General features: G+C 36.2%; 24 protein-coding genes. 12 read left to right on the forward strand and 12 right to left on the reverse strand.

Annotated features, from left to right (window positions below; all coding sequences use genetic code 11):
* Positions 1–9 precede the first annotated feature (9 nt).
* From JF73_RS07425 to JF73_RS07435, 3 genes are all read right to left on the reverse strand, one after another.
* On the reverse strand, positions 10–1,497 hold the full coding sequence (locus JF73_RS07425; RefSeq protein ID WP_046327644.1) for an FAD-dependent oxidoreductase: 1,488 nt from the start codon (positions 1,495–1,497) through the stop codon (positions 10–12).
* Positions 1,498–1,698: 201 nt separating this feature from the next.
* The gene (locus tag JF73_RS07430) at positions 1,699–2,586 is read right to left on the reverse strand and encodes a LysR family transcriptional regulator (RefSeq protein WP_046327645.1); all 888 of its coding nucleotides are present in this window, start codon (positions 2,584–2,586) and stop codon (positions 1,699–1,701) included.
* 374 nt (positions 2,587–2,960) lie between these two features.
* Positions 2,961–3,653 carry a 2,3-diphosphoglycerate-dependent phosphoglycerate mutase gene (locus JF73_RS07435; RefSeq protein WP_046327646.1) on the reverse strand — a complete coding sequence of 231 codons (693 nt, stop codon included), beginning with the start codon at positions 3,651–3,653 and terminating at the stop codon, positions 2,961–2,963.
* Between the two features lie 158 nt (positions 3,654–3,811).
* Here JF73_RS07435 and JF73_RS07440 point away from each other — a divergent pair, with 158 nt between their 5' ends.
* Entirely contained in the window at positions 3,812–4,609 is a 798-nt protein-coding gene (locus JF73_RS07440; RefSeq protein ID WP_046327647.1) for a DUF6612 family protein, read from the forward strand.
* Between the two features lie 241 nt (positions 4,610–4,850).
* On the opposite strand, the gene JF73_RS07445 is transcribed toward JF73_RS07440, so the two are convergent.
* The gene (locus tag JF73_RS07445; protein WP_046327648.1) at positions 4,851–5,597 is read right to left on the reverse strand and encodes a MurR/RpiR family transcriptional regulator; all 747 of its coding nucleotides are present in this window, start codon (positions 5,595–5,597) and stop codon (positions 4,851–4,853) included.
* A 240-nt stretch (positions 5,598–5,837) separates the two neighbouring features.
* Here JF73_RS07445 and JF73_RS07450 point away from each other — a divergent pair, with 240 nt between their 5' ends.
* From JF73_RS07450 to JF73_RS07495, 11 genes are all read left to right on the forward strand, one after another.
* On the forward strand, positions 5,838–6,686 hold the full coding sequence (locus tag JF73_RS07450; protein WP_046327649.1) for a class II fructose-bisphosphate aldolase: 849 nt from the start codon (positions 5,838–5,840) through the stop codon (positions 6,684–6,686).
* An 11-nt stretch (positions 6,687–6,697) separates the two neighbouring features.
* On the forward strand, positions 6,698–7,702 hold the full coding sequence (locus JF73_RS07455; RefSeq protein ID WP_046327650.1) for a zinc-dependent alcohol dehydrogenase family protein: 1,005 nt from the start codon (positions 6,698–6,700) through the stop codon (positions 7,700–7,702).
* Between the two features lie 12 nt (positions 7,703–7,714).
* A complete protein-coding gene (locus tag JF73_RS07460) occupies positions 7,715–9,376 on the forward strand; it encodes a PTS system mannose/fructose/sorbose family transporter subunit IID (protein ID WP_046327651.1) in 1,662 nt (553 codons plus the stop codon).
* 19 nt (positions 9,377–9,395) lie between these two features.
* Complete coding sequence (locus tag JF73_RS07465; RefSeq protein ID WP_046327652.1) at positions 9,396–9,839, forward strand: PTS sugar transporter subunit IIA; 444 nt, start codon at positions 9,396–9,398, stop codon at positions 9,837–9,839.
* Complete coding sequence (locus tag JF73_RS07470) at positions 9,808–10,278, forward strand: PTS sugar transporter subunit IIB (RefSeq protein ID WP_046327653.1); 471 nt, start codon at positions 9,808–9,810, stop codon at positions 10,276–10,278. The genes JF73_RS07465 and JF73_RS07470 overlap by 32 nt, the downstream gene beginning before the upstream one ends.
* Before the next feature lie 19 nt (positions 10,279–10,297).
* Positions 10,298–11,059: an SDR family NAD(P)-dependent oxidoreductase gene (locus tag JF73_RS07475; protein WP_046327654.1), complete on the forward strand. Its 762-nt coding sequence runs from the start codon at positions 10,298–10,300 to the stop codon at positions 11,057–11,059.
* Positions 11,037–11,399, forward strand: coding sequence for a UTRA domain-containing protein (locus tag JF73_RS09550; protein ID WP_257011508.1), 363 nt, complete (start codon positions 11,037–11,039; stop codon positions 11,397–11,399). Before JF73_RS07475 ends, JF73_RS09550 begins: the two co-directional genes overlap by 23 nt.
* Positions 11,400–11,418: 19 nt before the next feature.
* On the forward strand, positions 11,419–12,039 hold the full coding sequence (locus JF73_RS07480) for a P-loop nucleotide/nucleoside kinase family protein (protein ID WP_046327655.1): 621 nt from the start codon (positions 11,419–11,421) through the stop codon (positions 12,037–12,039).
* Positions 12,040–12,348: 309 nt separating this feature from the next.
* A complete protein-coding gene (locus JF73_RS07485) occupies positions 12,349–13,119 on the forward strand; it encodes a hypothetical protein (RefSeq protein WP_046327656.1) in 771 nt (256 codons plus the stop codon).
* 87 nt (positions 13,120–13,206) lie between these two features.
* A complete protein-coding gene (locus tag JF73_RS07490; protein ID WP_046327657.1) occupies positions 13,207–13,977 on the forward strand; it encodes a hypothetical protein in 771 nt (256 codons plus the stop codon).
* Positions 13,978–14,127: 150 nt separating this feature from the next.
* Positions 14,128–15,099 (forward strand): Gfo/Idh/MocA family protein, encoded by a 972-nt coding sequence (locus JF73_RS07495; RefSeq protein ID WP_046327658.1) that lies wholly within the window; start codon positions 14,128–14,130, stop codon positions 15,097–15,099.
* A gap of 195 nt (positions 15,100–15,294) precedes the next feature.
* Here JF73_RS07495 and JF73_RS07500 read toward each other — a convergent pair whose 3' ends face one another.
* The 8 genes from JF73_RS07500 to JF73_RS07535 all read right to left on the reverse strand — a co-directional run bounded on the left by JF73_RS07500 (position 15,295) and on the right by JF73_RS07535 (position 24,940).
* Positions 15,295–16,074, reverse strand: a complete 780-nt coding sequence (locus tag JF73_RS07500; protein ID WP_046327659.1) for an SLAP domain-containing protein — start codon at positions 16,072–16,074, stop codon at positions 15,295–15,297.
* Between the two features lie 296 nt (positions 16,075–16,370).
* Positions 16,371–18,107: a cation:proton antiporter family protein gene (locus JF73_RS07505; RefSeq protein WP_257011509.1), complete on the reverse strand. Its 1,737-nt coding sequence runs from the start codon at positions 18,105–18,107 to the stop codon at positions 16,371–16,373.
* A gap of 41 nt (positions 18,108–18,148) precedes the next feature.
* The gene (locus JF73_RS07510; RefSeq protein ID WP_046327661.1) at positions 18,149–19,291 is read right to left on the reverse strand and encodes an SLAP domain-containing protein; all 1,143 of its coding nucleotides are present in this window, start codon (positions 19,289–19,291) and stop codon (positions 18,149–18,151) included.
* Positions 19,292–19,336: 45 nt separating this feature from the next.
* The gene (locus JF73_RS07515; protein WP_046327662.1) at positions 19,337–20,554 is read right to left on the reverse strand and encodes an SLAP domain-containing protein; all 1,218 of its coding nucleotides are present in this window, start codon (positions 20,552–20,554) and stop codon (positions 19,337–19,339) included.
* Positions 20,555–20,675: 121 nt separating this feature from the next.
* Positions 20,676–21,167, reverse strand: coding sequence for a sigma-70 RNA polymerase sigma factor region 4 domain-containing protein (locus tag JF73_RS07520; RefSeq protein WP_046327663.1), 492 nt, complete (start codon positions 21,165–21,167; stop codon positions 20,676–20,678).
* Positions 21,168–21,403: 236 nt separating this feature from the next.
* On the reverse strand, positions 21,404–22,243 hold the full coding sequence (locus tag JF73_RS07525; RefSeq protein WP_046327664.1) for a hypothetical protein: 840 nt from the start codon (positions 22,241–22,243) through the stop codon (positions 21,404–21,406).
* A gap of 136 nt (positions 22,244–22,379) precedes the next feature.
* Complete coding sequence (locus JF73_RS07530) at positions 22,380–24,161, reverse strand: SLAP domain-containing protein (RefSeq protein ID WP_046327665.1); 1,782 nt, start codon at positions 24,159–24,161, stop codon at positions 22,380–22,382.
* Between the two features lie 530 nt (positions 24,162–24,691).
* Positions 24,692–24,940, reverse strand: a complete 249-nt coding sequence (locus JF73_RS07535; protein ID WP_046327666.1) for a DUF2922 domain-containing protein — start codon at positions 24,938–24,940, stop codon at positions 24,692–24,694.
* Positions 24,941–24,950: the final 10 nt, after the last annotated feature.

Consider the following 24,950-nt stretch of genomic DNA (forward strand, 5'->3'; position numbering starts at 1 on the left):
AAAAGCAAATTAGTTATCAGCAGCGTTTTTGCCGGCTAGTCGCCCAAAAGTTTGAGCCCTGCTGCATGCTAGACCTGGGACACGATCAGGATAACTACCCCAGAAAAAGCCACCACTGGCATTACCTGCCGCATATAAATGTGGAATTGCATTACCCTTTTTATCAATAACTTGCATGTTAGTGTTAATCCGTAATCCATCAAGAGTAGCTAATAAGCGACCGCCCAAAATTATGCCATAGTATGGACCCTTTTCAATTGGAAACATTCGATAAGGTTCTTTACCAAAATCGCTATCTTCTTTGTTTTGGCATAGCTGATTGTAGCGCTCAACACTTCTGACTAAGTTCCTTTCTGGTAATTGCAGTTTAGCGGCCAATTTTTCAATACTATCTGCTTTTTGTGCTGTCCCATCATCAAGTCGGCGCTGAACTTCAGCTTTAGCACCTTCTGTATCATATATTCCTGGCCAATTTAGTCTTGAACAGCCTAATGTATGAAACTGTTCTAAATGATTCATTATTTCTTCATTCCAAATAACAGCTTCTAAATAACCAGGTTGTTTCGCTGCACTATTGATGTCAAACTGATATGGTTCACTTTCATTTCCGAATCTTTCCCCTTGTAAGTTAACCTTTAAAAACGGGTATGATCCGAGCCAAAAGTAGCCAAACCCGCGATAATCCACTACATAGTGATCTTCTGCATTTGTACCTACTTTGACACCGCCCCGATCGAAAATGGTTTCTGCTGGTTCTTCATCACGAGCTGCTCCAACTCTAAGACCAGCCAGAATACCTGACCCATCATCACGCGGGCCATCAGAATAAACATTCTTTTTTAGACCGAATGGATTCCATTTCGCCATCAGACTCTTGTTTCCGCCATATCCGCCAGTACAGATAATAACGCCTTTATTTGCATAATATTTCGTTTTTTGTCCGCTTTGACGATCACTGGCAACAATGCCTATAACTTTGCCTTCATCATCAGTAATCAAATCTTCCAACTTGGTATTATATTGTAAAGTCACTCCTAATTCTTGAGCTTTATTAATTACCCAAGAACCATAGTGAGCCCAATCAGTATCATCCGCATTTGCAATCACATTTTCGACTGGAAAAGCAGTATTGATAAGAGTTTCATAACCTGCATCTGGTTGAGCCATAATGTGACCACCATTAGGTTTTAAAATATTATCTTCAAGCCAATTTACAGTTTCAGCACTATTATTAACCCATTTCCATAAAAGGCGCTGGTCAACATTAGACTGAGCAAATAAAGTTAAAAAATTAATCAATTTTGCTTTATCTATTTTTATTCCAGCCTTTTTTTGTGCGTTACTGTTTACTGCCGCAATTGATGAGCGATACAAATATTTTGAATCACCCATTTTATCAATTAACAAAACTTTTGCACCCTTTTCAGCCGCAGCACAAGCAGCCATTCCACCAGAATTGCTTGCTCCCGCTATAATTACGTCATAATTGCTTTCCATTTTTACCAACTCTTTCTTTAGTTATATTTTGTGCACACTCTTAAAGTAGCATGTTAATTTGGTATTTAGGCAAGCACATTAAAATGTAAAATAACAAACTGGAATGCTTGAAATATTTTGTATTTTAGCAGCAAAAAAGCTTGTCAATCTCTTGCAAACAGATTAACGAGCTCCTTTTAATTCTTAAAACTATTTATGAAATTAAGCAGTCCTTTTTATCGCACTTTTAAAAACCTGAATTACTTTGTCAATATCAATATCTCTGACAGCGGACTTCATATAAGCAATGCCATAAGGCGGTATTTTGCGACACTCAAGTGGTAAATATTTAACTTCTTTTGCATTATAATCTGCAATAAAATTGGGTAAGATACCATATCCCCAATTAGCTTTAACATATATGCCCATTTTAAAGAAATCACTGACAAACCTTATATGCTTCACATTCATATTTGCAATTAATTCATTTTGAGTTTGAAAGCTTAACGAATTTGTCGGATTAAATAAGAATATAGTTTGTTGTTGTAAATCTTTTAAAGTAACTTTTTCTTTTTTACTTAGTATAGAATTTGAAGGACACATCACAACAAAATGTCCCTCAATTAAGGGCTCAAAACTAATATTCTTAATTGCCTCTACACTATCACGCGAAACAAGACAAATGTCGACATGATGATTTAAAATTTCAGAAATTGAATAATTTAATACATCACTAAAGCGTATATCCAGGCTTTTGTCAATTTTATGCAATTCATGCAAAACAATTGGCATTAATTCTTCTTCTAACGGAATATTACAAACTCCTATTCTTAAAGAGTTTCCAATTTTACTTTTATTGCTTCTAAGATAATCCTTGGCATAATCCATGTCATTCACCACATTACGGGCTACTTTATAAAAATATCTGCCCGCATCTGTCAGCGAAATTCGATGGTGCTCACGAACTATTAATGTCACCTCAAGCTCGTTTTCTAGATCCTTAATATTTTTTGAAACAGCTGGCTGAGTGAAATTCAGAGCCTCTGCAGCAATAGTAAAACTTGAGTTATCCACCGCTTCAACAAAACAATGTAATTGTGTAAAATTCATTTTATAATCCTGCTCATAACTATATTTGAACTAATTATATAACTATTGCAAGGCTTTTCAAAAAGAATCTTGTGTTTATAAAACGAGTTATTAATTCGTCAGATATATTGATGAATTTTTATTTTTACCTAATTTGCGATTCTTTAATTAACATCACTTTCATGTTTCAAAAATATGTGAAAGCTAGACTGATATAAATCAAGTAAAACATGGAAGCATACATGCCATCATACTGATAAAAATGATTTAAAATTACGAGAATATACTGAACAAGATGGGCGGCAACTTGACGATTTAATCACAAGTGACAAATAAGTCGCAGATACTAAAAAATTCCTAACCGATGGTTAGGAATTTTATTTTTAGGTTCTAAATTAGTCGTCTAACTTTTCTTTGTTAGTGACATTCAACTTTTCATCAAAGGTGTAAACTACTGGTTCACCAGTCTTCATTTCCAAGTTCATAATATCAGCGTCAGAAATGTTTTCGATGTATTTAGTCAAGGCACGAAGTGAGTTACCATGAGCGGCAATAATGACATTCTTACCAGCTAATAAGTCTGGAGCAATGTGGTCTTCCCAAAATGGCATAACTCTTTCCAAACAAACTTTTAAGTTCTCAGTCCGTGGAATAATGTGTGGGTCAAGATCGGCGTAACGACGATCATGAACTTGGCTGTATTTTGAGTCATCCTCAATCTTTGGTGGCAAAACATCGTATGAACGACGCCAAATGTGAACTTGTTCATCACCGTACTTATCGGCAGTAGCCTTCTTATTTAAACCTTGTAAACCGCCGTAATGACGTTCGTTTAATCTCCAGCTCTTAGTTTCGGGAACCCAAAGTTGGTCGCTTTCTGCCAAAGCATAGTGTAAAGTCTTAATAGCACGAGTCAAAACTGAAGTATAGGCTTGGTCAAATTTAAGACCGTGTTCTTTAATTAACTTACCTGCATTCTTTGCTTCTTCAACGCCTTTTTCTGATAAATCTACATCAATCCAACCAGTAAATTTATTTTCAAGGTTCCATTCACTTTGTCCGTGACGGATCAAAACTAATTTTGACATGAAATATCTCCTTTGCAAATTAAATGTTTCACTTATTATTTTACACATTTACATTTTGTTTTCATAGGGTTTAGGACTAAAAATCATTTTTTAAATTTATATTTTACGATACAATAGTTATAATAATGATTATAAGAAAAGAGATAATCTAACTCACTATGAAATTTAAAAAACTAATTTTAGGCTTGAGTATTGCTGCAGCGCTAGTTGTGGGTGGTTGTTCCAAGCCGAAAAAACAAAGCGAACCAATTCTAACTAAAAGCCAAGTAATCAAATGTTCACAGAAATCATTTAAGAGCGGACAAGCTAAGCAAACAGTGACTTTAGGCACTGATACATCTAAGCAGGTGGTTGCTACTACCGCCCTTTTCGGCGGCAACCCAACTGTTTTTCAGCTTAATTACGAAACACAATCTAAGGGTAAAACCCAGTCCTCACAAGAATGGGTGGATAGTGCCAATCACGTTTATATTAACGGGCAGAGTAAGTGGTACAAAGCCGATTTTAACAAACTGACAGGTCATTCTTATGCTGACCTACTCGACTCATTCACTAATAACGCGATGTTGATGGATCCACCTGCCGCTCTTACTAAAGCTTATAAAATGACCCGCAAAGGTCATACTTATACCTTAAATGCCAAAATCAAGGATCAGCAAACAATGAAAGATGCGCTTGATCCAATTTTTACTACTAATACACAAAGTCCCAAGCAAAAAACCATTTACAATAAATTAGTTAAAATGGGTAAAATTCAAGGCATGACTGCAAAGTTAGTAGTCAAAAACAAAAAACTATACTCTTTTCAATACTTAGTAAAAATTAAAGTTAACAAACTAATGCGCTTTAGTGCAGGACAAAGTTACGGCAATATGGGTAAGCAAGACTTCTTAAAGATCCCTAACAATGCACTTAATGCCCACCCACTACCTAAAGCTGACAAGAATAAAAAATAGTTAATACTATTTTTCAATATAAAAACTCTCTAGATAGATTTCACTCTAATCTAGAGAGTTTATTTCAACCTTTTTTATATCTATTTTTAAGACTTACACGTCTAATAATCGTGATGCTTGTTTGTATCAAGTGTAATATAAATTATAAATAATACCAAAAGTGTACCAAAGACTAGTAAATATTTTTACCACATTCTTTCCACAACAAGTGAAAAGAATGTGTTTTTTTTCTTATATCATTTTATAAGCCAATATATTCTATTATTGTGCGAGTAATAATTAATAAGGGAATTCTAGAATAAACTGTCAATCCACTGACTTCCATAATTTGTTCAGAGTGTCCAATAATTGTAATATCAGAATACTTCTCTAAGTTAGTCTTACTTTTACAGCAAATCGTCACAACTTTAGCACCAACTTTTTTAGCACTTTGAGCTGATATTGCTAATTCTGGTGTTGAATTACGAATAGAAAGAATAATGATAATATCGTCAGAAGTGACTATCTGTTCAGTATTCTTCATCCACATACTATCCTTCACTATTATCGCATTGTAACCTAACAATTGAAGGTACATCTGAAATTCATCTGCAATTAATGCAGTAAATCCTCTTGCGTAAATAAAAATTCGTTTAGCAGATTTTATATATTCAATTATTTGATAGATTGCAGTTGAATCTATGTCATCAATTGTCTGTGTACACTCTCTAAAAGATTTCGCCAAAATATTATTGACAACATATGGAGCATCAAAGGTACTTTTTTCTTGTTTTTGTTGTGATATTTTATATCGAAGTTCATTAATTCCAGAAAACCCGCATTTCTGAATTGTTCGAGACACTGTCGCAGAAGAAACATAAGTTTTCTCTGCGATTTTTGTTATAGATAACTCAGGAATCAGACGTTCATTCTTATTTAAAAAGTCTATAACTGCGCGTTCAGACGCAGACAAACTTTCATAGCTCTCCTTTTTAATATCAATAATCATAGCATCCTCCAAATACCTTTTATTTTATTCTATCATGAATGAATTTACATAATTCTATAAAATATCGTAAAAGCTGTAAGGGTTTTCATTTTAGAAGTATATCATTTGCCTTTTAGATATTATATGATGAAATCGAATCGAACGTACGTATATTCTAACATTTTTATATTTAGAAATAATATAGAAAAAAGATGGCCATCTTTTGTTAGAGATTCAGATAATGTTTAGGAGGAATTTTTAATGTATGTAACGTTAAAAGAAGTTTTAAAAGATGCAGATCAGTTGAATATGGCTATCGGGGCGTTCAATACTCACAACCTGGAAATGTTGCCTGCAATTATTAAGGCGGCAGAGAAGCAAAAAACACCAGTGATTGTTCAAACGAGTTGCGGAACCGCAAATTATGTTGGGCATCGTAACTTTGTCGCTATTTGTAAATCAATGGCTGAAGAATACGGAGTGGATGTGGTTTTACATTTAGACCATGCAAAAGACTTCGGTGAAATTCGTAAAGCCATCCGAGCAGGATACAGCTCAGTTATGTTTGATGGCTCGTCACTTCCATTTAAAGAAAATATTCTTGAGACCAAGCAAGTGGTTAACTTTGCCAAAAAATATGGTGTCAGTGTTGAAGCAGAATTAGGAACTGTTGGCGGCACAGAAGATGGGATAGTAGTTAGTCAGGACAAAGTATATTACACAGATCCGAAAAATGCCGTTAAATTTGTTGCTGAAACAGGAATTGATGCTTTGGCGGTAGCAATTGGAACAAATCATGGCCAATACAAGTCGAAAACGAATATCAGCTTTGATCAATTGAAACAAATTAAAGAAGCTGTTGACATTCCTTTAGTCATTCATGGCGGTACTGGTGTCAAAGACGATGATGTTAAAAAAGTAATTGATTTAGGTATTCGAAAATTTAATGTAGGGACAGAATTGCTAGTTGGCTGGAACCGTAAATCAAAGGAATGTTACGATGCCAATAAAGAAAATATCTCTAATCGTAACAATGTTATTCCTTGTTTGGATAAAATCGAAGAGATTGTTTCACGTAAAATCAACTTATTCAAAAACTTGAGTGAGTGAGAGGGATAAATATGAAAGCAGGATATTATGTTGGGGACTATACCTATGAGGTACGTGACATCCCCGAACGATCTGCAATTGATGATGAAGTAAAAATCCGTGTAGCGTGGTGCGGACTCTGCGGAACTGATATCCATAAGTTTCAAGGAAAAAACGGCGCTAGTGTCGTGGTTCCGCCAATTATTTTAGGCCATGAATGTTCTGGTATCGTGATGGAAGTTGGGCCAGAATGCAAGTATTTTAAACCTGGTGATCGCGTCGCTTGTGACCCCAGCTACGGCTGTGGAAAATGTACGTGGTGCCAGCAAGGTTTCCCAAATTTCTGTCTAGAACGCCATGGTGTGGTTAAAGGATTTTCCGAGTATGTATATCCGCCGGAACGGAATGTTTATCACATAGCTGATTCGTTGGATTTAGAAGCCGCGGCTTTTACTGAGCCATTATCTTGTTCTATTCATGGACTTGATCTTATTCAAATTAAAAGCGGTAAAACAGTAGTGATATATGGCATGGGATCTATTGGCTCATTGATGCTGCAATTAATCAAATACAGCGGAGCTAGTGAAATCATTGTGATTGAGCAAGAAGCAGAAAAGAGAGCACTAGCCTTAGAACTTGGTGCCACTTTAGCTGTGACAGATCAAGAAATCGAAACCATAGCTCAAGAAATAAATATTGATTATGTCGTGGAATGTATTGGACTAAAAGAAACAATGGAACAGGCTATCAGGATCGCTGGGAAAAATGGTAAGGTTCTCCTGTTTGGTTTAGGTGATCCAGAAAAACCGATTTCATTTAATCAGTTTGCAGCTTATACGAAAGAGTTAAGTATTTTTACTTCATATTTAAATCCACAAACTTCTGAAAGAGCCGTCAAGCTTTTAGAAAGTGGTCTAATTAATACTGAGAAAATTATTAGTGCGGAACTAAGTCTAGAAGAAATTGGTGATGAATTAAGTACGTTGAAGTATGCACGTAAAGGAAAAGTGATGGTTTATTTAAGCAAAGACCATTAGGGAGGAAATAAAATGGTAGTATCAGCAATTTTGGTTGCAATCTTAGCAACGATGGGCCAATGGTGGTTCTTTGGTCCTGTAACAAAATGTTTAGTTTACCCATTAACCACTGGAACTTTAGTAGGTTTATTTATGGGTAATCCAATGTTAGGAATGCTGGCTGGTGCCAATATTCAGTTGATTTATCTAGGATGGATTTCAGCTGGAGGTACAATGCCTAGTAATACGATCGTTGCAGGCATATTCGGTACAGCGATGACAATTTTATCTGGTGCAGATCCAAAGATGGCAGTAACTTTTGCCATACCATTCAGTATGCTTGGTCTGCTTTTGAACCAAGTCTACATGACAGTCAATGCTGCTTGGATTCACCGCGCGGATAAATTACTCGATCGGGGCAACCTGCGAGGCGTGCGTTTAATGAACTTTGTTCCATCCGCTTGTATGTCCTTTATTTTATATGGTATTCCAGCCTTCTTATTAGTTTATTCTGGCAGTAGTTGGGCACAACAATTAATTAATATGGTGCCGAAGCATCTGATTAACGCACTAGAAGTCGTTGGTGGGATCATGCCAGCACTAGGAATCGCAATGTTATTGAATTATCTAGGTAAGAAAAAGCTGATTCCTTGGTTCTTTGGTGGTTTCTTCTTAACTGTTTATTCAGGTCTTGGAATAACCGCAATTTCAATTTTCTCAGCAATTATTGCTTTAGTAGTGTATTTGGGCAGTAATAATAAAGAAGAAAAAGTCAAGAAGAAAAAAGTCAAACGTTTATCTGTGAATAAGAAAATTGAAGATGTTGAAGTAGCCCCTGTTGATGACAGAGAAAATAATACCACTGTAGCACCAGAATATACGAAAAAGCTTTCCAAGAGTACATTAGTTAAAACTTGGTTATGGTCAACAAGTACAGAAGCTTGTTACAATTATGAGCGTTTACAGGCTTTAGGTGCTACCAACTTAATGATCACACCCATTCGTGAATTATATGATACAAATAAAAGGCGTGCAGAAGAATTAAAAAAATACATGGTTTTCTACAACTCAGAAGTCTTTACTATTGGCCCAATCATCAATGGAATTGCATGTTCAATGGAAGAAGCACGAGCAAATGGTGAAGATATCAAAGCAAAAGATATCAATGCGGTACGTACTGGATTGATGGGACCAGTGGCTGGTATTGGTGATACGGTGATGCAAGGAATCCTGTTCCCGATTTTATTCGGTATTGGTTGTTCACTGGCTTTAGAAGGAAATTACTTAGGACCTATTTTATCTTTTGTAGTATTTGAATCATTAATTTTTGGTTGTGGTTACTTTATGTTTATGACTGGATATAAACAAGGTAAAACATCATTACTAAAAATTTTGAAAAATGGGACTATTGACAAAATCATCAACGCATTTAGCATTGTTGGATTAATGGTTGTAGGTGCTATGGCAGCAACACGTGTGACCGTGAATACACCATTAGCGATTACCGTCGGCAAAGGAACTACTAAGATTCAAGATGTACTAAATTCATTGGCACCAGGATTAATTCCATTGGGCTTAACACTATTAGTTTGGTGGATGTTAAAGAAAAAAGTTAATACTGTCTACATCATTATCGCAATTTTTGTAGTTGGAATTTTGTCTTACTACCTAGGAATCTTAGGATTTGCTGGATAGAAATGAATGAGGTGAATAGATGGTTAATATGGTTATCATAAGTCATGGAGAATTTTGTGAAGGTTTATTGAGTAGCTTAAAGATGATATCTGGTGATACTTATGGAATAAAAGCAGTTCCATTAGTTCCGGGAGAGTCACCGGACAGCTACCGAGAAAAATTGGCTGAGGTATTATCAGGATATAGTGATCAAGAAAGTGGCTTTTTAATTCTTTCTGATATTGCAGGAGGAACGCCATTTCAAAGTGCCGCTTATCTATCAAAAGACTTCAAAATTGCTTTGATTTCAGGAATGAATATGCCAATGCTATTATCCTTATCGCTTGGGAAAACTGAAGAAGATACATTAGATTCATTGGTTAAAAAAGCAATATCAAAAGATTGTGTTGGAATTCAAAGTAAAGTATTCGGGAAAGGAGAGAAAAAACACCGTGAAAAACTTAGTGTTAACAAGAATAGATGATCGCTTGATTCATGGACAAGTAATGACGTCTTGGATAAAGAACAAGGGTGCCAATCAAGTAGTAATTGTGGATGATGGCACAGCGAATGATCAATACATGATCGAAGTTCTAGAAATGGCAATCCCAGAAGAAATTGCCATTGGTATTTTTACTAAAGAAGAAGGAGTTGCCTTTTTCAGCCAAGAATTGGATGAACCTACAATTCTCTTAGTAAAAGGACCAGATGTACTGAATTACTTAGTGGATAATGGTATTGCGATTGAAGAAGTCGATGTAGGTGGTATGGGCACTCGTAAGGATAGAAGTGTACTATATAAAAACATTTCGACTAGTGCAGAAGAAAATAAACAATTCAAGTCATTGCTTGATAAAAAAGTAAATGTTTTTATTCAGGTGATGCCGCAAGATAAGCCAATTGGGATAGATAAATACTTATAATAGGAGTGTGCAAAATAAAATGAACGGTAAGGTAATTGTAATTACAGGTGGAAGTAGCGGTATGGGAGCCGCAATGGCCAAAGATTTTGTTGCTAAAGGTGCCAAGGTTGCGATTTTTGATTTAGATGAAGCTAAAGGTCAAAAATTAGTTGAAGAAGTTGGGGGCAACTTAGCATATTATAAGGTAAATGTCACATTAAAAGATGAGATAAGAGAAGCTGTAGCAGATGTTGAACACAAATTTGGTCCGCTGACGACTTTAGTGAATTCTGCTGGTGTTTCTAAAATGGTTCCCTTTTTAAAAAGCAGTGAAGAATTATGGGACTTAACTTTGGATGTTAACTTAAAAGGAACTTTTCTCACTTGCCAGGTTGCCATTGAACGGATGCTAGAACATGGAGGTGGAGAAATTGTAAATATGTCTTCTCTTTCAGGAAAAAAACCAAGTTCATGGCAGACTGTATACTGTGCAAGTAAATTTGGTGTACAAGGACTAACAAAGTCAATTGCAAAAGAATTTGCAGATCAGAATATTCGTGTGAATTCGATTTGTCCGGGAATAGTCTACACTGAAATGTGGGAAAAGCTTAAATATGAATATGCAAAGAAACGTAATATTGATCCAGAAAAAGTAATGGATCATTTCAAAGAAACGATTCCAATGCACCGTTTAGTTGATATGAAAGACGTTTTGAATGCCGCGGAGTTCTTAATAAGTGACAAATCTAGTTATTTGACTGGTCAATCTATCAACCTTGTTGGCGGAGAGTGGATGGATTGAAACAGGAAGAATTCATTATGGGAGCGATAATCCATACTACTTTGAAATCTATCATTTTGAGAAAGAGTATCTTCCAGAAACGCTGAATAGAAACTTTTCGGAAGAATCATTACGAGTTTTTTTGGATAAAACCTATAATATTCAGTGGTCTTATGCCCTTCAAGAGAGCCATTCTATTGTTTCAGATAAACAAATCTCAGAATTACTGAAAGTGGAACAAGGAACTCTAATATTGTGGATCAAAAGAGTTTCTTTTGATATTCATGATTCACCGAGAGAATATGTGAATACCTACTATTTGGCTGATAAATATTATTTAGAAATAGAATTAACTATATAAAATAAGGGAATGAAAATTAGTGAAAAAATCATTAATTTTGTTAGCGGGTTTTCCAGGTACTGGAAAATCATACCTAGCCAATTTAATTATAGAGAAATTTTCAAGTATTAAGCTTCTTTCCCCAGATAATATTAAAGAAAAAAATTGGGATTTATATGGATTTAACAATCTTAATGAAAAAGAAGAGCTTATTCAGAGAAGCTGGAAAGAATATTATCAGGAAATGGAAGAAGAATTTCGACAGGGTAAAAGTGTACTTTCTGACTATCCTTTTAGTGAAAAGCAAAGAGACAAGTTAGATCAATTAACGAGAAAATTTAACTATCAAGTAATTACGATTCGACTAATTGCTGATCTAGATGTTCTATTTGCTAGACAAAAAAAGAGAGATTTAGATGACACCAGACACTTAGGCCATATTCTAACTAGTTATCACAAGAATGATAGTATTATTAGCCGAGAAAATGCGGACAATTTGTTAGACTATAAAGAATTTATCCGACGATGCACAACTAGAGGATATGATAAATTCTCTTTAGGAACTCTTTATGAGTTGGACGTAACAGACTTCTCTAAAGTCAATTACGATCTTCTATTGTTAAATCTAGAAAAGCAACTTCTAGGAAAAGAAAAAACTTAATACAAATAAAAAGTAATTATAAACCTCGAAATTTAAAAATTTCGGGGCTTTTATTATGGCTTGCAAAAGCAGAATTCAAGGAATGACCCGTCAATATTGAGCAAGCAATTGATTAAACGACTTTTTATTATCTGCGTTACAGTCTCTTTTTACAAACACTTGCAGACAATTTTTTTATTATAGGAAATCAGCACTTAAGTTCAATGCCCAAAATTATGATTTATTTAATATAAAATTAACTTAAATAGCTACACAATTTAATTTTTTAATATAGAATATGAGTATCAAAGAAAAAAGGAGATGTTACTTATGAAATCTAAAAAAGTTATTTCAACGTTATTATTATCTGTTGCCCTATTTGGCGGTGGCTTAGCTCATACTCAATCGGTTGATGCTGCCTTAAGCAAAAAGCAGGCTATTTCTATTATCAAAAAAGAAGAACAAACACCAACTAGTTCACAAACTGATCAAATATCAACAACTAAATACAGAAAACAAAAAACAACTATCAAAACAAAGTCAATTTTTAACAGTCAAGCTGGTGTATTGCATAGTATCAGCACAGCTAAAAGTGGTAAAAAAACTCAACAATTGGATGAATGGGTTGATTTAAACAGCAAGCGCATTTATTCAATTCATGACGGCAAGTGGCAATACGATAAACTGCCTGACTATTTGGTCAAAGAACTAAACAACTTAAAAAATGGCAAGTCTTTGCAGAAGTTTAACAAGAGTATTTACCAAGAAATGAGTAAAAAAGCCAAAATCACCAGTAAAAATGGTACTTATACTGTCAAAGGCACTTTGAAGGGTCAAAAAATGCTCGATGCGATGCTAAAATTAATGGGCTCAAATAAAGTAAATACTTCTTATTTACATAAGAACTTTAAATTCAGCAAGTGCACCTTCGTATACACTATTAAAGACCAGAAGATAATTGATTCTAAATATGCCCTTAAGGCAACCTTAGCAAAATCAACACAGGTAACTGTTAAAATGAGAAAAAGTCATTTCGGTCAGTTCGATACGTTAACGTTACCTGATGAAGTAAAAAACGCAACTGCCGCCTCACTTAAATAAAAAGTGAAAATTTTTATCATAATATTTAAAAACTATATCCAGCAACTTTGTAATTATCATAAAAATATTTAAAAGGAGATGCACATAGTGAAATTTAAAAAAGCCATCTTTGCTGTATTATTCGCTACTGCTTTAGTTGGTGGCGGCTTAGTCTATGCCAAAACAGTTGATGCAGATCTTAGTAAGAATCAAGCAGTCTCAATTGTGCAAAATACTAAGACCAACCCAACAAGCGGCAAAGTTAAATTTGAGACTAAATTTAAAGTTGACCATCAGACAGTAATTGGCAAGACGCAAGGCGAATTCAACGTTAAGCCTGAATTATTCCACTCACTTAGTAGCGTCAAATCAGGCAAAAATCAAGCTAATATAGAGCAATGGGGTGACGTAACTTCCAAGCGTCTATATACCAAACAAGATGGTAAATGGCAGTATGGAGCTTTGCAGGATAATGAAGTCCCTGACAAAGAAATACAAAAATACAGCGGTACGATTAAAAAGCTGGCTAAAAGCCTTAACGGCGACGCGAAGAAGAATGCTAAACTTAGCCATAAAAATGGTATTTATACCCTTAAAACCAATGTTAAATTAAGTAAAGCAAGCAAGCTTTTAAATAAAATTTGGCAGGACAACAAAGTAGATACCAAAGAGCTCAAAAAGCGCTTAAAAATTAGTAAATGCTATCTTATTTTTACCATTGAAAAGAAAAAAGTTACTGGCATTAATTGCTCCTTTAAGACGAATTTGGATAAAAAATCACCAGTTTCTTTCAAATTAAAAATATTTGATTTTAACAAATATGATGATCTCAAATTACCTGATGAAGTAAAAAATGCCACTCCCGCTCCTGCAAACTAATTTGAACAATAAAGTAAAGGTCTTTATATGAAAACAACTATTTTTAGTAAATATTTAACTATCATAATTATGGTACTTTTAGGTTACTTAATGAGATAAAATGACTATAGAGTTGTTTAAATATTTTCATTAGTAATCGGAGGTCTAGATATGAAATTAGGAATTGTTGGTAGTGGTAAAATTGTCCATGATTTTTTAACAACTGCTGCTAAAATTGAACATCTGGAATTGACGGCAATCTCAACTACAAAGCGTAGCCAGCATATTGCTGCAGATTTGGCTAAGCAGTATGGTATCAAAGAGGTATTTGCTGATAACGATCAGTTATGTCATGACGATAACGTAGACACTGTTTATGTCGCAGTACCCAACTCCTTGCACTATGAGGTGGTTAAAAAAGCTATTGCAGCAGGCAAAAATGTTATTTGTGAAAAACCATACGTTGAAACTGTTGCTCAGGCAAAAGAACTGAAGCAATTAGCTGACAGGAATAATGTCATTATCGTTGAAGCTATTACGAATATTCATTTGCCAAATTATAAAGCAATCAAGCGTCAAGTAGCTGAAATCGCCCCTATTCATATTATTTCTCTTAATTACACGCAGTATTCCAGTCGCTATGATGATTTCTTGCAAGGTAAAATCGCACCTGTATTTGATCCGGCTAAAGACGGCGGAACTCTAATGGACTTAAATATTTATAATATTCATTTATGCATTGGTCTATTTGGTGAACCTGAAAAAGTGCAGTATTATCCGGTAATGCAAAAACAAATTGACACTTCCGGCATACTCAATCTCGTATACCCGGACAAGCAAGCAGTATTAATTGCAGCTAAAGACAGTTACACCACCCCACGTTCGTTTATTGAAGGTGAAAAAGGTACTATCTATTTCGACGGTTCTACGGGAGTAATAGCCAACTTTACGGTTGAACACAAAGATGGTGACAACAGCGAATTTAATTTTAATGAATTTGATCACAGAATGGCTAGCGAGTTTACAGACTTTGTGAAAATTATTGATAGTCATGATGTTCAAAAAGCAAACGAGCTTTATAATCATAGTGTTACTGTCATGGCAGTTTTAGCAAAAGCAAAAGAATCTGTTTCAAACCAGTAAAAAAATATTTAAAAAGCGCAGCTTTATCTCACACGATGAGAGAGCCGCGTTTTTTATTTACAAAAAAGACCAGGAACTTCTTATTCAGACTTCAAAAAATTTCTTGAAGTTATTTACTAAGAAGATAAACCTGATCTTTTTTCAGTTATATTTAGTTACTTAATTGTAGAAAACAAAACTTTATTTTACTCTGTACTAGTTCTTTGATGGAGCAGTTGAGCTAGCTGAACTGGATGAATTGGTTGAACCGTTAGAGCTGCCTGAACCAGCAGAACCATTTGAACTATCTGATCCTGTTGAACCATTGGAACCAGCTGAGCCGTTTGAACCATTAGAGCTGGTTGAGCCGTTTGAACCAGTTGAGCTAGTTGAACCAGCTGAACCGTTTGAGCCAGTTGAGCTGGTTGAACCAGCTGAGCCATTTGAACCAGTTGAGCTAGTTGAACCATTAGAAATTGGATCTACTGGAGTCTCCTTCTTAGCTAAAGCACTAACTTTAACGTATCCAGCCAAAGTTGAGTAATACTTCTTACCCTTGATAGTAACAGTACCACCGAAGACTTTAAGTTCTTGGCCCTTTTTAACTTTGCCGTTCTTCAAAGCTTTGCCGCTTCTAGTAACCAAAACAGTGTTCTCAGCTACTGTAACGACTTTACCATCAAGATTGACAGCCTTAACAAATTGGTTCTTACCAATCTTGTAGTATACCTTGCCTTTAACAGTCTTTTTGCCAAGAACGTTAACTTTTTGACCTACTTTTACTATCTTCTTGGTTTTAACTAACTTCTTGCCCTTTTGCTTGTAAACAGCAGAATTGGCGCCGACTTTCTTAGTCTTGGTAGCCTTTTTAGCTGCACTGACCTCAGTTGCAGCACTGCCTAAAGCATTGGTTGGTAATTGGTTAACACCAACAGCTAATAAAGTTGCACCTGCAACTGAAACAATCATTTTCCTATAAAAACTATTTTTACTCATTTTGAGCCTTCCTTTTTCGATTGACAATTTCCGACGTCCTTAGTTAAAAACCAGAGCGCTATAACTCATATAGAGTTACATAAAAGTTATTTTAGCACTATAAGATAGCAAAAAAAAGAGTATAAGTTTAATAAATTACGTTTTTATATTGCAGTAAATTTCAATAATAATCATGGACTGATAAAAGTTTTTAGCCCTATTTTTTGTATATTGCAAGATGATATTTTATATTTTACTAATATTACGTATTAAATTTTAAAAAATTAATTTTCACACATTTTTATTTATTGCAAAAACTATTTTTCTTCTAAAACTCTCCGAACCCGGTTAGCAGTCTGATATTTAGCTGTAAAAATTATTTCATCCCCAGACTCAATCACAGTATGTCCGTGAGGAACAAGCCATTCGTGACCACGCCTAATCCGGCTGACTGTAATATCAGCAGCTAAATCCCAATCCAGCAGTTGCAATCCAGCATATTGCGAATTACGGACCACGACCGAATAAACTGCATTCTTGGTGTCTGTCAATACGCTATAGACCGCCGGCGATTCAATCAATGCCCGCATTAACGATGAAGTTACATTGCTTAGATCAAAAACTTCCATGCCTTCCTCACGCAATTGGTCGACCCTGCTAATGTCAGCTCGTTTTTGACAAATAATAATGCGCTTAAAATTACCCTTTTCTTTAGCAAGTTGACCTAGGCGCAAATTGGTTTCATCTGAACGCAATGCTGCAACAAAAATATTACCGTTGAAAACCTCAGCCTGCTCAAGCTGCTCATCAGTAAGTTCAGGCAATAATTCCAGATCAGGTACCCGACTTTTATAAGTATTGTAGTGTTCACTGCTAGTAGTGAACATCCTAACCGCATACCAGTTTTCGTTAAGATCGTGCATTACGGGAACGGTTAAAGCACTGGTCCCCATAATTACCACTTTTTCTTTAATACGATCTTCCGGTTTTAATTGGAAAATGGCGTTAAACAATATTGGGCACATTATACAAACAATTACAGCAGCTAGGATAAAAACATCAGATTGCAAGCTGGTAATTACCCTTAATTTACGCGCAACAGCTAATGTTGGTAAAACAATGGTGATGGTTGTAGCTGTTAGAAAGCCCCCAGCAAAACCATTTCTAGCGCCGAATTTTTTAGCATAAATCACTGCAACCGGTAATTTTGCCAAAAACAGAAACAACACTAAGACGGGTAGCAAAATTAATGAACTAGGATGCGCTAAAAGTGATCTTAAGTTGAGGTTGACTCCCGTCATGATGAAGAAAATGGGGATAAAAAAGCCGTAGCCAATTGAGGTTAACTTATCAGCCGTTTGCTGACTTGGTTCTAGCAGTTTCATAACAATACCTGCTAAAAAGGCCCCTAGTATATTTTCAACCCCAACCTTTTCGGCAACCGTCACCAAGGCAAAGATTAAGAAGAAGGCTAAACGTACATCCAATTGTGTGGTTGACTTTGTTACCTGAACAAACCATAAATAAGGCTGTTTAAAACGCCAAAGCAGTATGATTGCAGCACCAAAAAGCAAAATAATCAGCCATAACTGCTTGGTATTGCCCCCATTGATAGCGGCGTAAACCGTGAGCAGCATTAACGGAATTACTTCTCCCAGCACCGCAGTTAATAAGATAGTTTGTCCTACTGGTCTATCCAAAATATCCTTTTCTTTGAGTGTGGCAATAACCACGCCTAAGGCAATTGTCATAAAAATGATTGTTGCCAGCATTGTATCGCCAAACAGTCCCAGAGATTTTAAGACTAATGCTAAGCAAACCGATAAGAGCGCTACACCAAGAAAAGCTTCAAGAGCAATTTTAAATGGAGTTATTTGACCCGGTTCTTTTTTCTGTTTTCGTCTTGGCTTCAATAATTCAAAATTAATTTCCATCCCTGACAAAAATAGCAAAAGAATGACACCCAAATTTGATAAAAATGACAGGTCATGTGTGGGACGCACAATATTAAAACCACTTGCGCCCAGAATAATGCCAATAATAATCTCGGCCACTGCAGTGGGTACGGCATTAACCTGCTGTTCTTGCTGGCATATTAATTAAAATTTGCCACTTTGACGAAACGGTTAGTGTCGATAGGATAGTACATCTTACCACCGATATTAATGCGCCCGCCATAAGTGCGCACAGTTTTACCCTTTAACAACTTTGTAGTACCTACACGAATGCCGGTAGTATTATAAATATAAGCATTGTGGGTTAAAACACGGTTTGAGCCAACGATATTGCTGGCTACAACATATTCATTTTCCCCAATTTGCAAGTACTTTTTACCGTTAATAACTTTTTCCTGAGCAACTGTTACTACAGTTCCAGCAGTTTTTAAAGCAGCCGCGGTACGTTGACCTTGAGCATTATAAGTGTATGCGTCATGCATCAAAGTTCTTTTGCCGGTTGGCGCTTGTGACACTGGATCGGTATCATCATTACTAGTATCATCTGTAGTCGTATTATCATCAGGGATATTAGAATTGGTTGTCTCTCCTGCCTGCAAGTCATAGTAATACTTCAAAAGGTCGAAGAAGTCATTCATCGAATAACCCCACTTGCTAAAGTAACCATCTGGGTCTGTATGATTGGTACCACCTAAAAAGCGTGATACAGCGTGATGCGACCAGATAGTGCCTTTACCAGTGTTGGAGGCATGCACCGGCGTAATACCATAGCGGTGTAACAACTTCGCAGCGTATATTGCATCATTATTAACACTCTTAGCAAACTTATTTCTGGTAGTTTCCTGACAAAGTTCAATTTGGATAAAACGGTTGTTAGCAATCGCGCCCGCACCCCAGACACCATAATTAGGCGTCATCATCTGAATAACCTGCTTGCTGTCAACAAAAGCGTGAACATAAGAGTACATGTTCTGCCACTCACGGTTAAAGTAAATGGCTTCATTGTATGCGGAAGCTCCCGGAGTTGCGGTTTCATGAATTACAATTCCTTCCGGCTTGCCCTTTCTGTACTTAATTTTGTTACCGTTGGCATAAAACTTATTATATTTAATATTTTGCGTTTGCAACATTTTATATAAAAACGTAACGCCAACATAACTATTTTGTTTAGCAATTGAGTTAATTGAGGCAGCTTCAACCACCTGAGTACGATTTCCATTAAAAATAGGTGCAACTAAACCTACTCCGATAGCAATAGTAGTTATTAGTTTCTTTATCTTCATCTAACTTTTCATTCCTTATTTCTGTGTGCGAGAGTCTGACTTTGTCTAAAAATTACCTTTCTTAATATATTGGTGAATCCCAATACGATAATACTTTTGGGCGTAGATGGTAATTGCACCGCCAAACGTGGCAACGGATTGTCCTTTTTTCATCACCTTCAAGTTGTCACGATTGCCGTAATCGTTGTAAATGAAGGCATTATGCTTCAAGATTCTCATTGTTCCGTCAATATTGCCACTGGCAATATATTGGTTTTCGCCAATGCGGTAATATTTCTTACCATTAATGGTTTTGGTGCCGTAAGTGGCAATTACCTTGCCGCCATTTCCTACTTTAAGCGCCTTAGTTTTCTTGACGCGCTTGCCCTTGGAATTATAAATATAAGAGTTGTGCATCAAGGTCTTGTTGACTTTTTTATCACCTTTTGGTGCTTGAGAAGCTGGTGGTAAGGCACTGCCCATGTTTAAAATAGTATCATTGACCCAGCCTTTACCGGCGATATACAAACGCTTCTTACCGTTATAAAAAGTAATAGTCTTAGTAACAGTTACAGCATCGCCTTTAGCTACAGAATCCGTCTTTGCGGATACCGAGTGGTCAGTTGGCCAAGCATAGGTAGCGCCTGCTTTTTTGACAATATAAGTCTTGCTGGTAATGGAAACGCTAGGATCATATTGGGTTAAGTTACAATTTGTTATTCTAGTATTTAAAATGGTGTTGTAATTATTAGCGGTAGCGTATGTCCCAGTCAAAGCCTTAGTGGCATCCATATAAGAGGCAGCATTTTCAAGCCATGCTCCTTGGTAGCGATCAGGTTGCCAAGTCACGCCTAAGCGCAGCTTTTTACCGTTGTCATCAAACGAGTCTTGGTAGCTATCGTATTTTCTGAATTTGGCAGTAACATAATAGCTCTTACCGTTCTTATCTTCTTCTCGAGTTTTAGAAGAATATGTGGCACCCAGCCAACTATCATCAGCCTTCATACCGAAGAGATTGTTGGCATTGACAGCTAAACCTGATTGCCCCCAGTTAGATTCAACAATTGCTTGTGCAATCATAACTGATGGATATAAACCATATTTCTTAGAAACTTTTTGTGCCTGTTTAACGGCAGTGTTTAAAAATGTGGTTTCATCTGCGGTAGCTGCAGAAACTTCCTCAGCGCGTGCTGGAGAACTGGCAATTAGGTTGTTGGTAACCGGCACTATTGCTGCTGCACCAAGCATGGCGGCAGTAATACCAGTGATTAGTCTTTTGTTCATAAATAATAGTTCCTCCTTAACCGACATCTTTATTGTATCGGGCAATTAAAGTATTAACAATAGGTTCTCCTTATTTGTAGTCAAAAAGTAATATTAGTAGTTTTATATTACAAATAGTAACTTACCTTTCTAAAACTTCGCGCAAATGGGCTAATAGATTATGTTTCAATCTTTGCAGCTGCACGCGACTTATTCCAGTTTGCCGGGCTAAAGCGCTGATTGTCTGCCCTTCGATAAGATGATTAAAAAATAACATCCGCTCTAATTGCGACATTTCCGTGAGTTCTTGGGCAAGAATTAATTGATTATCCCAGTTATTTAATTGCTCAATTTGCCCAGAAATTTCTGCTGGTACTTCCAACTCAGCTACTTGTTTATCCTTACGCAATAAATCAATGGTATGCCAGATAATTTTGCGAAAACTCAAGCGATCAACTTCCATTTGCTTCATGTCAGTGAATTTAGTTAACATTTCAGCGTAAACAATAATACCCTCAAGTAAAAAGTCTTCATAATTAGTATAGTCCAATCTGACATGCGCGGACTTCAATGCGCCTCTTACTAATTTTTGATTTTGCCATGCTCTTAAAAAAGCTTCCTTACTAATCTTCATTTGTGACTATCCTCTTTTTGCTAATGTGTCACAAGCGCTTGTGCCCCTTTAGATTAGCAAGATAAGGCAAATATTAAAAAGCAAGAGTTTAACTTAATTTTAATTACATTGGTTTTAATCTAATGCTTATTATTATTTTTAATATACTAGCTACTGATAGCTTATTGAAAGAGAAAGCATGGGTGAAAAAAAGATTAAAAAAATACACGAATTGTGAACTAATTCGTGTACTGCTTTTAAAACAAAGTATCGGGTCTTCTACTATTCGCATAAGCAATGTGATGTGCGTCTAGTAATTGCGGCAATTCATAGTAGTCTGCTAGATAATTACCATAGCGAATGTGCTTCTTAGCCAGTAATTCAGACATTACTGTTTTAAGAGATAACTCTTTAAGAGATTGGTGAGGGTGAAAGTATGATGCTTGATCAATAAGGGACTTACCTTGGAAGCTTTTAACCTGCCAACCTAGATTTTGCTCTAAGTGGGAAGTACTTAGAAGATAAAGGGCATGATTGAAAAATAAGCTGTCGCTGACTTTATGGGGAATATGACGGCTGCAATCTTCATAGGTAAAGATATAACTAAACTGATTGTGCTTGAGCGTTTCAAAAGCGGTGACATTATTCCGCAAGGTCTTGAAGCCAACCATATTATGTAATGCTACCCAATCAATATTACCCGTATTATAGCTGCGTAAGGAAAAATAAGCTAAACGACCGGTCGCAATCACGTTGTGTCCCGCTAAGTTAATATGACGGGCGAATTCTCTTTGAAATTCCAGACCCGCAAATAAACATCTTTGACTAAATGAAGTCAGATGGGCTTTTGTACTGCGACAACTTAAAATTATGCCCTGCTGACAATCAAAAATCACACTTTTATATTTACCTAAGAGCGGTTGCTTTTGAAATTGATATAAAGCAATAGTAGCAGGATTAACACAGTAACAATCATCGTTAACCACATACTTGACTACTTCTTTGTCTTCTATTCTTTCTTGCAACAGTTTTTGCGACCAAATACGATACTTCTTATTTGCCGGTAAATTCCAAATATCACTTTCTTTACTAATCACTGTTTACTTCTCCTTCAATTAAAGTTAAGTAATACAATTATACTAGAATTGTTACCGCTTGCATAGAAGAAAAAGAGCAAACAAAAAACGGGAACGAATAATTCGTTTCCGTTTTTGTAATTAATTAAACAATTAATTAAAAGTTAGCAACCTTAACGTATTGCTTCTTAGGACCACCGATACGGTAGTAAGCCTTGCCATTCTTAAATGTGTAAGGTGAACCGTAAGTAGTAACCTTAGTACCAGCCTTCAATACGCGGCCATCAGCACGCTTCTTGCTGGTCTTGTATACGTAGGCATTGTGAGTCAATGTACGTGAAGTACCGTCAATGTTGTCAGCCATTACGAATTGGTTGTCACCGATTTGGTAAACCAAGCTGCCGTCAGCAAGCTTAGTAGCTGCACCGATTACTTCAACAGTGGAGTAAGCACGTAACATGTCAGTACCAACACGCTTGTGATCCTTGTCGTAGATGTATGAGTTGTGCATAACAGTCTTCTTAACCTTGTCTGCAGGCTTGAATGAACCGTCAACATACTTGCTTTCTACGTAAAGGTCTGAGTCAGCACTGTTAATACGAGTGTATGACTTCTCGCCAACCTTGATTGGGTCACCAAAGACAGCAATTGTGTCACCATTCTTAACAGTAGTCTTTGAGTCAGTTACAACGTTACCATCAATCTTGTAAACTGGAATGTCACCATCAGATTGAACAGTCTTGTATTCTGCACCCTTAACACCAACAGTTAACATGAAGGTAACCTTAGTAGTCTTACCTTCTGCATTAGTTGCACTTACAGTAACTGGGTATTTACCAGCAACTTTAGTGTTAACTTTGCTTGCATCAACAGTAGGAATCATAACAGTTGGATCAGTATCACTAACAGTGGTTGTGAAAGCGTCCTGAATAGCCTTAGTGTCAACTACACCATTTACTGGAACATAATTGAATTTAGCATCACCTATTGAATCAATTGTTTGAGTTCCAAAGTATTTTTGACTATTGTAAGTAATCTTCGGGAATGTAGGATCGCCAACAGTTGCTGATGGGTTAACACGTACAGTAAATGTAGCAGTCTTACCATTTGTAGCAAATACATGTGTAGTAACTGTAAATGGAGCTGCTGGCTTATCAAAGCTGCCATCAGCTTTTACAGTAACGCCAGCTGCAGTTAAAGCATCTTTAACATCTTGTTCAAGGTTAAGGAATGAAGCTGTAGCAGCACCATCACCTTTAACACTTACAGAAGCAGTGTACTTACCATTTGTTCCATTTGATGTTCTTGAAGCATCAATCTTATCAGCAACACCCTTTACAGAATAGCTATTTGAGTCAAGATCTACAGAACCAGTATCAGCAATTACATCTTTACCGTTATCTTTGTATGTAACGTATGGTGCACCCTTCAAAGTAGAATCTGGAACAGTAAATGGGCTACTAGTTAATTCAATGCCAGTGGCGATTCCTGAGCCGTTAACATCATAAGCTTTATCGTTAACTGTAAGGCCATTAGTCTTTCCTGCAAGACTAGTCAAGCCAGTAATAGAAACAACAACCTTAGCAACATATTTTTGACCACCAACTAATTTATCAGTAGTTGGTGTAGTTGCTACAGTATCATCTGCTTTCACAGCAAAAATTTGTGCCTTGGCTGGAACAACAGTTGCTCCAGTAGGTAAAGTAGTTGTTGAAATAGAAGCAGCAACTTTAGATGGTGAATCATTACCTACTAGGCTAGCAGCATTAGTTACATTTAAAGTTAACTTAGCAACATTCGCAGTATTGGTAGTTGTTGATCCGTCAACACTTACAGGAGTATCAGCAGCAAATACTGTTGATACACCGGTTGCAGCAACTGGAGCAACAGCTAATAAAGCAGCTGCAGCAGCACTAACAATTCTTAAATTTTTCTTCATGTGGTCTTTCCTCCTTGTGTATATACAAAATAGTAATAGGCTATAGGTTCAGTCGTGATGAGCCTACATTGTTACAACACCCTTCAAGCCGAATTCATAAGTTTATAACTCTTATGAGGTAGCTTTCGAGCTGAAGAACGCGCATGCGTACAGGCTTCGAACCTGAAGCATAGCTATTACTTACCACATTTCTTATTGTACCTACCTTTTGCCTAAATTGCAAGACAAGCAGTTATTTAACATAGTTTTGTAACAAACGCTTACAGATTGCTAACAAAATCTAGGTTTTGTCAGTAGTAAAAAACCCGCTTTACAGCAATACATTCAATGTTCTTTTATCTTAATCAAGTTAAAAAAGATATTTTATTTTACATAAAATTTTACAAAATAATAACAAAAAAATTTGAAATAAAGTAAAAATCACGCCTAACTATTCTTAGACGTGATTTCTTCATTTAAGTACTGGCATTTAACGAAAAATCTGCTTAATCTTAGCAATTAGTCTGCTAACTAGCTCCAACAGCTGGAGATTACATTGGCTGAGCCGCAGTATCATCAAACAAACTAGTGACAGTTCGTTCAACGTATGAAGCAGATTGTGGAGTTTGATAGAGATCCACCCCTTCTTGTGCAAACACATTGGCATTTGCTATCGCCGCCATTGCGGCTTTGACTTCTGTTGCCGCAAGGTTATCAGCGGCATTGGGCAAAGACAGACTAACCTTTTTGTTTGCACCATTTAAGAATACTAATCGTAAAGTTTTGCTTTTTGTTACCATATTATTTTCT

This window comes from Lactobacillus helsingborgensis (genome assembly GCF_000970855.1).
In the GTDB taxonomy this organism is placed as follows: Bacteria; Bacillota; Bacilli; order Lactobacillales; family Lactobacillaceae; genus Lactobacillus; species Lactobacillus helsingborgensis.

What these genes read in the sequence shown, in the direction of transcription:
- JF73_RS07425 (WP_046327644.1), bottom strand. Translation starts at nt 1,497, where the DNA reads ATGGAAAGCAATTATGACGTAATTATAGCGGGAGCAAGCAATTCTGGT.
- JF73_RS07430 (WP_046327645.1), bottom strand. Translation starts at nt 2,586, where the DNA reads ATGAATTTTACACAATTACATTGTTTTGTTGAAGCGGTGGATAACTCA.
- JF73_RS07435 (WP_046327646.1), bottom strand. Translation starts at nt 3,653, where the DNA reads ATGTCAAAATTAGTTTTGATCCGTCACGGACAAAGTGAATGGAACCTT.
- JF73_RS07440 (WP_046327647.1), top strand. Translation starts at nt 3,812, where the DNA reads ATGAAATTTAAAAAACTAATTTTAGGCTTGAGTATTGCTGCAGCGCTA.
- JF73_RS07445 (WP_046327648.1), bottom strand. Translation starts at nt 5,597, where the DNA reads ATGATTATTGATATTAAAAAGGAGAGCTATGAAAGTTTGTCTGCGTCT.
- JF73_RS07450 (WP_046327649.1), top strand. Translation starts at nt 5,838, where the DNA reads ATGTATGTAACGTTAAAAGAAGTTTTAAAAGATGCAGATCAGTTGAAT.
- JF73_RS07455 (WP_046327650.1), top strand. Translation starts at nt 6,698, where the DNA reads ATGAAAGCAGGATATTATGTTGGGGACTATACCTATGAGGTACGTGAC.
- JF73_RS07460 (WP_046327651.1), top strand. Translation starts at nt 7,715, where the DNA reads ATGGTAGTATCAGCAATTTTGGTTGCAATCTTAGCAACGATGGGCCAA.
- JF73_RS07465 (WP_046327652.1), top strand. Translation starts at nt 9,396, where the DNA reads ATGGTTAATATGGTTATCATAAGTCATGGAGAATTTTGTGAAGGTTTA.
- JF73_RS07475 (WP_046327654.1), top strand. Translation starts at nt 10,298, where the DNA reads ATGAACGGTAAGGTAATTGTAATTACAGGTGGAAGTAGCGGTATGGGA.
- JF73_RS07485 (WP_046327656.1), top strand. Translation starts at nt 12,349, where the DNA reads ATGAAATCTAAAAAAGTTATTTCAACGTTATTATTATCTGTTGCCCTA.
- JF73_RS07495 (WP_046327658.1), top strand. Translation starts at nt 14,128, where the DNA reads ATGAAATTAGGAATTGTTGGTAGTGGTAAAATTGTCCATGATTTTTTA.
- JF73_RS07500 (WP_046327659.1), bottom strand. Translation starts at nt 16,074, where the DNA reads ATGAGTAAAAATAGTTTTTATAGGAAAATGATTGTTTCAGTTGCAGGT.
- JF73_RS07510 (WP_046327661.1), bottom strand. Translation starts at nt 19,291, where the DNA reads ATGAAGATAAAGAAACTAATAACTACTATTGCTATCGGAGTAGGTTTA.
- JF73_RS07515 (WP_046327662.1), bottom strand. Translation starts at nt 20,554, where the DNA reads ATGAACAAAAGACTAATCACTGGTATTACTGCCGCCATGCTTGGTGCA.
- JF73_RS07520 (WP_046327663.1), bottom strand. Translation starts at nt 21,167, where the DNA reads ATGAAGATTAGTAAGGAAGCTTTTTTAAGAGCATGGCAAAATCAAAAA.
- JF73_RS07530 (WP_046327665.1), bottom strand. Translation starts at nt 24,161, where the DNA reads ATGAAGAAAAATTTAAGAATTGTTAGTGCTGCTGCAGCTGCTTTATTA.
- JF73_RS07535 (WP_046327666.1), bottom strand. Translation starts at nt 24,940, where the DNA reads ATGGTAACAAAAAGCAAAACTTTACGATTAGTATTCTTAAATGGTGCA.